Origin of the sequence: Metabacillus herbersteinensis (assembly GCF_042433335.1) — a bacterium.
Taxonomy (GTDB): Bacteria; Bacillota; Bacilli; order Bacillales; family Bacillaceae; genus Metabacillus; species Metabacillus herbersteinensis.
In genome coordinates, this window is sequence record NZ_JBHLVO010000062.1 from 1 (window position 1) to 7,206 (window position 7,206).

Annotated in this window: 7 protein-coding genes, 1 tRNA gene and 2 rRNA genes; 1 reads left to right on the forward strand and 9 read right to left on the reverse strand. The window is 36.6% G+C overall.

The window, feature by feature from the left end:
* Positions 1–302: 302 nt before the first annotated feature.
* From ACFFIX_RS27335 to ggt, 4 genes are all read right to left on the reverse strand, one after another.
* Entirely contained in the window at positions 303–602 is a 300-nt protein-coding gene (locus ACFFIX_RS27335) for a hypothetical protein (RefSeq protein ID WP_378939754.1), read from the reverse strand.
* Positions 603–753: 151 nt separating this feature from the next.
* Positions 754–1,257, reverse strand: a complete 504-nt coding sequence (locus tag ACFFIX_RS27340) for a DinB family protein (RefSeq protein ID WP_378939756.1) — start codon at positions 1,255–1,257, stop codon at positions 754–756.
* Between the two features lie 265 nt (positions 1,258–1,522).
* Positions 1,523–2,032 carry a CBO0543 family protein gene (locus ACFFIX_RS27345; RefSeq protein ID WP_378939758.1) on the reverse strand — a complete coding sequence of 170 codons (510 nt, stop codon included), beginning with the start codon at positions 2,030–2,032 and terminating at the stop codon, positions 1,523–1,525.
* 378 nt (positions 2,033–2,410) lie between these two features.
* On the reverse strand, positions 2,411–4,180 hold the full coding sequence (gene ggt, locus ACFFIX_RS27350; RefSeq protein WP_378939760.1) for a gamma-glutamyltransferase: 1,770 nt from the start codon (positions 4,178–4,180) through the stop codon (positions 2,411–2,413).
* Positions 4,181–4,433: 253 nt separating this feature from the next.
* Between ggt and ACFFIX_RS27355 the strand changes: the two genes are divergently transcribed.
* Complete coding sequence (locus tag ACFFIX_RS27355) at positions 4,434–4,604, forward strand: hypothetical protein (protein WP_378939762.1); 171 nt, start codon at positions 4,434–4,436, stop codon at positions 4,602–4,604.
* A gap of 121 nt (positions 4,605–4,725) precedes the next feature.
* Here ACFFIX_RS27355 and ACFFIX_RS27360 read toward each other — a convergent pair whose 3' ends face one another.
* From ACFFIX_RS27360 to rrf (ACFFIX_RS27380), 5 genes are all read right to left on the reverse strand, one after another.
* A complete protein-coding gene (locus ACFFIX_RS27360) occupies positions 4,726–5,199 on the reverse strand; it encodes a recombinase family protein (RefSeq protein WP_378939764.1) in 474 nt (157 codons plus the stop codon).
* Positions 5,200–5,812: 613 nt separating this feature from the next.
* The gene (locus ACFFIX_RS27365; protein ID WP_378939766.1) at positions 5,813–6,652 is read right to left on the reverse strand and encodes a tyrosine-type recombinase/integrase; all 840 of its coding nucleotides are present in this window, start codon (positions 6,650–6,652) and stop codon (positions 5,813–5,815) included.
* 160 nt (positions 6,653–6,812) lie between these two features.
* A 5S ribosomal RNA gene (rrf, locus tag ACFFIX_RS27370) occupies positions 6,813–6,928 on the reverse strand.
* Positions 6,929–7,006: 78 nt separating this feature from the next.
* Positions 7,007–7,083 (reverse strand) — tRNA-Met (locus tag ACFFIX_RS27375).
* Positions 7,084–7,114: 31 nt separating this feature from the next.
* A 5S ribosomal RNA gene (gene rrf / locus ACFFIX_RS27380) occupies positions 7,115–7,206 on the reverse strand; the annotation flags it as partial.

The window sequence follows — 7,206 nt, forward strand, 5'->3', positions numbered from 1 at the left end:
AACTCACTTCATTCATCCATTATTGTTCTATCAAGTGGTTTGAAATCCTGCGAATAAGTGAGCATTCGAGAGATAAATGTATCTAACTGAGGGAGTTCAACAAGATCCCACAGAATCAGGTGTATACTCTATACAAAACTAGTTTACATAATAGCAACTATCAGAAGTAAGCCAAAGAACCAAACCCAGTAGTATCAATTGTTTGGCTCTTTGGCTTCCGCTTCGTTTGCGGAAGATACTATTGATAAGTCATATTAAACAAAATGCCAGAGATTTAACATAAAGGAAGTTAAATAAAATAATCATAGTAGTAAAAAATAGTTAAACATATAAACAACACTAAATCCTAAAGTAATTGGAGATAAAAGAAATCGATACAATTTTATTCCTCCAGCGTCCTGCCATGTCACTCCTTTTATATTTGCAATATATTGGTTTTGACTTTGATTAGAGGAAAATTGAAATAGCCATAATATTGCAAATATTACTACTCCAGCTAAGAACAAAATCTCCAAAAGATTCAATTGAAAAACTATAGATATACCCCACAATACACCTATCTCTATTAACATAGTTAAGATTACTCTCAATACTTTTTTCACTTTTATCCCCCTTATTCTCTATGTTTTTTACTAATGATCTATAAGAAATTCCCAAAATTCACCACATTCTATATAGGAAACCTTTTTAAATAATAAAGAGCGCACATCCTTATTCAAGAATGGCGCTTTATTGCAGAAGACTTCCTTATAATTATTTTGCAAATTCCTTTTCAGGCAACCTTAATATGTCTGTATTTTTAGGTGAATGGCCAAGTAAACGTAGCATAGCTACAATTTGCCCTTTATGATGTGATTCATGAGTAATTGAATGGATTAGTAATTGATGTGGCGTTTTTCTTATAAACCCACTGCCTGTTCTCCAAGAAGGCTCTTTTTCGATAAACTCATCAAATTTGTTATTGAATTGCTCAAATACACACTCAACATATTCATCAGCTTGTTTAAAATAGCGTTGAATATCATCTACCTTCATATTATTAATTACTTCCTTCGTTAATAATGGTGATGTTGTTTCTGATAGCACAAAAGAACCTAACCATGCATGATAACAACCTGCCACATGAACTAAAGAATCTCTAATGCTCTGAAAACCAAATTCAAACTCTTTAATAAATTCATCTTCATTCAATTCTCTACATTGATCTAATAAAATTTGACGTGTTAGTTTTACCCATTCATATTCTATCCTATCCATAACAACCTCCCACCCCTTAGATATAAAGGGAAATTTTTCTTTTTACTATACACATATTTACATTATCATTACACCTAATTTGATTTTTATTGAGCTATCCTAAAGGTTATTAACACTCCTTTAAAAACCCTTTCTACTTTAGCAAAATTTTCATCATCGGTTATGCGACAATATGGCCCTTTTCATGAAGAAATACGCTTTTCTTATTTCAGAAAAGCGCCCGATTGTTGAAGAACTCATTTTTGTTCAGTTAATTTTATTATTATTATTTCATTTTACTAATAGGTACTTCGAAGACTAGCAAATAAAAAATAATAATTGGAACTCCAATCAAATATGCCAATAAAGGTTTCTTATGGTGTAGCAATAACATTGGAAACAGCATTATGACCAATAAAGCTGACCACCAAATATTCCATCCATTATCATAATAGAACAAATCAATCGCAACAAAAAAATACTCAATAGCTAAGTATAAAATGACCCACGAAGCCACATATATCACTTTTTTTATTTTAGAATGTTTAGGGAAACGTGAAAGAAATATGAGAACAGAGCAGGGAAATCCTATAAATGTTACGGCAAGGCTATTTAATGTGTGAGTTGGTAAAAAGAAATCTCCAAATATCCATAGTGAATAATTATATGTAAGAACATCATATAACAAAGAAAAGACTATCATGTAGAGCATTGTTGAATGATATTTCTTCCAGTTCCGCCAATCACCCCAACGATATGCAGCAATAATCCATAAAACCTGACCTATAATATGCATAATCAAATTTCCCTCGCTTAGAAAAACAACTATTTTAGATTATTATTTATCTTATCTTAATAAAGCCAGATATACCTTTTGTTACTGAACTAACGCCCTGATATTTGAACAATATATAGAACCTTTTCTAAATTCCCTGATGTTTAACAATCTAGCCCAATACAAACTGACGCTTTCTTATTAAAAGAAAGCGCCAGTTTGTGGAAGATCATATATAGAATGGTTTGTTTCTTCTTAAAGAAAAGCTACCGGTTAGCTTAAAAGTATTTACTTTAGTTGTTTATCAAGCAAAGCTTTAATTTTTTTTTCTTTTTCAAGAGAAATTCTAACCGGCATGAAAAACAGCGCCCTTTTCAAAGCGGGCGCTGTCCGCAGTACTTATTTCCTTTTCCCTTTTAAATCGACTCCAATTGCCGCTCCGTTTCGGCTGGAATCTGCTACTCCCTTGAATGTGCCACTCTCGTGATCTATTAAAATACTCTGTACGTTCCCGATGGTTACAGGATTCGGACCAAAGCGATGGCCCATCGCATTCAGCTGACCGATCACATCGGGAGAAATTCCGTCTTCATAGCGGTAAGAACTCAAGTTATTTGTATAAATTCTCGGTTCTTCTACTGCTGCCTTCAGCTCCATATCATACTCGATTGCATGAAGGATGGTTTGAAGAACGGATGTAATGATTGTCGGTCCGCCTGGTGATCCAACCGTTAAAACAGGCTGATCATCTTCAAAAACAATGGTTGGTGTCATCGAGCTTAATGGCCGCTTATTCGGCTGTACTTCATTTGCCCCGCCAGGAACAGCATCAAAATCCGTTAATTCATTATTTAACATGAAGCCATATCCCGGAACCATGATCCCTGTACCGAAGACTTGTTCAATTGTCGTTGTATAGGAAACGACATTTCCCCATCTGTCTGTTACAGTAAAATGCGTTGTTTCCCCGTATTGGCGGTCATTTGGCTGAGAAGTCTGTTCGTAATTCGCTGTGTCTGCTTCGTATTTCCACGGTTTGCCTGCTTCCGGTTTTGAGTTCACAGCATTAAGGCTGATTAGCTCCTGACGCTCCTTAATATAATCCGGATTAAGTAACCCATTCAATGGCACATTTACAAATTCAGGATCGCCCGCGTAAGCTGCACGGTCTGCATAGGCAAGATGCATGGTCTCAGCCAGCAGATGATATTTTTCCCAAGAGCCCTTATCATATTGGGAAAGATTATAATCATCAAGGATCTTAAGCATTTGCAGCAAAAACACACCGCCAGAGCTTGGAGGAGGCATGCTGGCAATCTGATAGCCTTGATAGTCTCCCCAAATCGGCTTATCGATCGTAACGTCATACTTCTTTAAATCTTCCGAAGTCATGGATCCGCCGAAATCCTGCACGACTGCGGCAAGAGCCTCTGCAATCTCCCCTTTATAAAAGGCATCCGCTCCGCCTGACCGAATCATTTTAAATGTTTTTGCCAAATCCTTTTGGATAAGCTTGTCCCCTTCCTGCAGCGGTGTGCCATTTGGAACAAAGATCTCACCGGCAGCGGATCTGATCAGCTTTTCTTCATTATCTCCGATTGCATCTGCGAGCACAGAATCAATCGGAAAACCTTTATCTGCAAGCTTGATGGCAGGGCCGATTAATTGCTGCATAGGGCGGGTCCCCCATATACCTAAAGCGGTCTCAAGACCATTTAACGTGCCTGGAACCCCTACTGCCGTACCGCCTGTTGATCGTTCAGAAAAGGAAATCGGCTTCCCGTTTTCATCCAAAAACATGTCAGGCGAGGCTCCTGCAGGTGCACGTTCACGGCTGTTAATAATCGTTGTTTCTTTTGTTTTACCGTCGTACACCATCATGAAGCCGCCTCCGCCAATGCCCGACATCATAGGCTCTACAACATTTAGGGCAAATTGGATGGCAACAGCAGCATCAATCGCATTGCCGCCTTTTTTCAATACATCTGCGCCAATTTGGGATGCAAGCGGGTGTGCGGATGCAACCATTCCATCCTTTCCAACATCCACCTGGCTGTACTGATCATAGTCCATTTGAGGCTTTTTCGCCTGGCCGGTTAATGGCATTGTTCCGGCAACTAATAAGATACTGAATAATACTGCTAAACTAGCTTTCCATAATCTCTTCATCTTTTTCCTCCTCCAATAGATTCCTACTTGTCTAACGTATGAAAAGGAAAAAGGATTGTCAATAAATATATACCAATATTCTGAATTTTAAATCTATATTCCTATTTAGACCTTAAGCCAAGGGTGAAAAAGGATTTAAGCATTATACCTGAATCCGTTGTAATTATTCACAATCTATCTTGTAAAGCCTGATATAATAAGGGTAACAGCTGTTTTATATAGCTAATTTTATTTCACTAGGCTGGTGTTTCAAATGGTTAAGTTTATTCTCGAAGATTCTGATGATACGCTAACGACCCATTCAGGATTGGGTTTAATTGGATTACTACTATCAAAAACCAACATTCACAAACGATTTTCTACGTTAAGGGTTCCTGAAATCAAGTCATCCCCTGCCATTCTAAATGGGGACGTGACCACTTAGTAGTCACACATTTTAATCATACATTCATCAACACTTTATCTTTAACCTTTTCTTCTTCCTTCAATGCTCGATACAAAGTACTTCTGGAGACAGAGGTTATTTCCGTGATTTCTTTTACTGTCTAATTCCCTGAACGGTACAGATCCAAAGCGTGATTCATCCCAGAATGCTTAGAGTGGTATTTTTTCACTCGACCTTTATATTTACCTTGTGACTTGGCGATAGCAACTCCATTTCGTTGCTTCTCTTTGATAAGGCTTCTTTCCATTTCAGCAACCGCACTCATAATGGTTAAAAAGAGCTTGCCCCAAATTTCGTCCCTTGTATCAATGTTAGGTGATAGAAGGACAAGGTGGATGTTTCTTAATCTTAATTCATCAACCAACGTTAAGAGCTGCATTGTACTTCTTCCTAATCGGTCCATCCTGGTAATAACCAATGTGTCTCCATCTTGGAGTTTTTCAAGAAGTTTATCCAATTTAGGTTTTTGTATTGATATACCAGTAATTTTTTCTGAAATTATTTTATCTACTTCATACTTTTTTAAATGATTTAATTGAGTTGCTAACTTCTGATCTTTTGGATACCCTGGCATAACCATAAATCATATTACATATTCCCCCATGTTGTCACTTTGTTCGATAATTTGCGCTTATTTTAAGTGTTATTTTGCACATCCAACTTTAAAAACCCAGCTACCTTCACAAGAGAAGATTAGCTGGGTTTCTTAATTATTTTCATCCAATCATTTTCAGAACTATTCTGATCGGTTTAGTAAAAAAGCGACTGCTCATTGTTCAGCAATCGCGCCCGATTGCGGAATAACGTTATTAAAGAAATGGGCCATTATATATAGTATCAGTCCTTAAAAGATTGATACTATATATAGCGGTCGTTAGATATGATAAATTTCTACATGGGATAGACTAATATAAAAACCTAACTTCTCAATTACACATCAATAAAAAATTAGGTATTAGTTACTTCACAAAACGCCCTTTTATTGAATTAGAAGAGAAACAATAAGAGTATCTTGTGATGTTATTGAAACTAGTTATTCTAAATTTCATCTTACAGCATTCGAAGGATATGCTTAATATTTCTATAATCTCAATTCCATCTAAGTTAGCTCTAGTAAGATTAATATCTATTAATACAACATCTATTTCAGGTAAAAAAGGTTCACGATTTTATAATCGTGAACCTTTTTATGAAAAAGCTTGATCAATTGCATTTTCTAAGTTAAGTTCTAACTCACTAGCATAACGTTTTGTCACATTTACATCCCTGTGTCCTGCCAATTTTGCTACAGTGTGAATATCAATTCCTTTATTGATAAGCTTCTGGCAAAATGTATGACGTAATTTATGAGGATTTACATCGTATTTTTGTAACATATATTGCACTGCTCTAGTTGATATTCTCTTATTTACGCTCGAAACAAATAATGCTTCTCTATTTGTATTAATAGAATCGATATAATTTTTTAGATGTTCACTGACTTCTTTTGAAAGTGGAATGACTCTTTCGTTATTTTTTACAAGAAGCGTTCTTTTTTTATCAATCATTCTAATATCATCAAGATTTAAAGCACATAGTTCTGAAATTCGAATTCCCGTGTACAAAAGAGTATAAACAATTGCGATGTTACGAAGGCTTCCGTCTGCCTTAACCTCCAATAACAATTGCTTTTCTTCACTTTCTTCAAGAGAATTAGGTATTTCACTTTCCTTCATTTTTTCTTTACGTTGGATATCCAAAATAATTTGAGATCTCCCTAAAAAACGCGAAAAAACACTTATTGCTGCAAGATATTTTTCAATCGTACCCGCGTTTTTTTGCTGTTCTTCTAAATAGTCCATATATAATTGAACGTCATTCTTTGAAATCTGATCAAGTGTTATATCTTTTGTTGTTAACCATGATTGAAATTTCTCAAGAACTCCTACATAAGTTTTTACCGTACCATCAGCTTTTCCTAGTTCTTTTTGCCATTTGGAAAATTTATCTATTATATTTTCTGCGCCAGTGTTTTTGATATTAATCACCGCCTTAATTTTTAGAAAGGTATGATTCTACTGTTTCATTGTACAATATATTTTCACATAACTCAACTTCTATGAAATAATACACAAAAAAGAACTAACCCTCCTACTCCTAAGGGTTAATTCTAATTGTTACGAGCATTCGCCTGAAATAGGTTCTTTTGCCCGGCAATGTCCTACTCTCGCAGGGGGAGACCCCCAACTACCATCGGCGCTGAAGAGCTTAACTTCCGTGTTCGGGATGGGAACGGGTGTGACCTCTTCGCCATCATCACCAGACAATGAGCTTATATGTGTAACTCAGAAGAGTTACAGTTGAAAGAAAGATTTATACTATCAGTCACCACGGGACCATTTTGGTTGCGGGGGCAGGATTTGAACCTGCGACCTTCGGGTTATGAGCCCGACGAGCTACCGAACTGCTCCACCCCGCGATAATAAATAAGATAATAATATAAAGCTCTTGCCCGGCAATGTCCTACTCTCACAGGGGGAGACCCCCAACTACCATCGGCGCTGAAGAGCTTAACTTCCGTGTTCGGTATGGGAACGGGTGT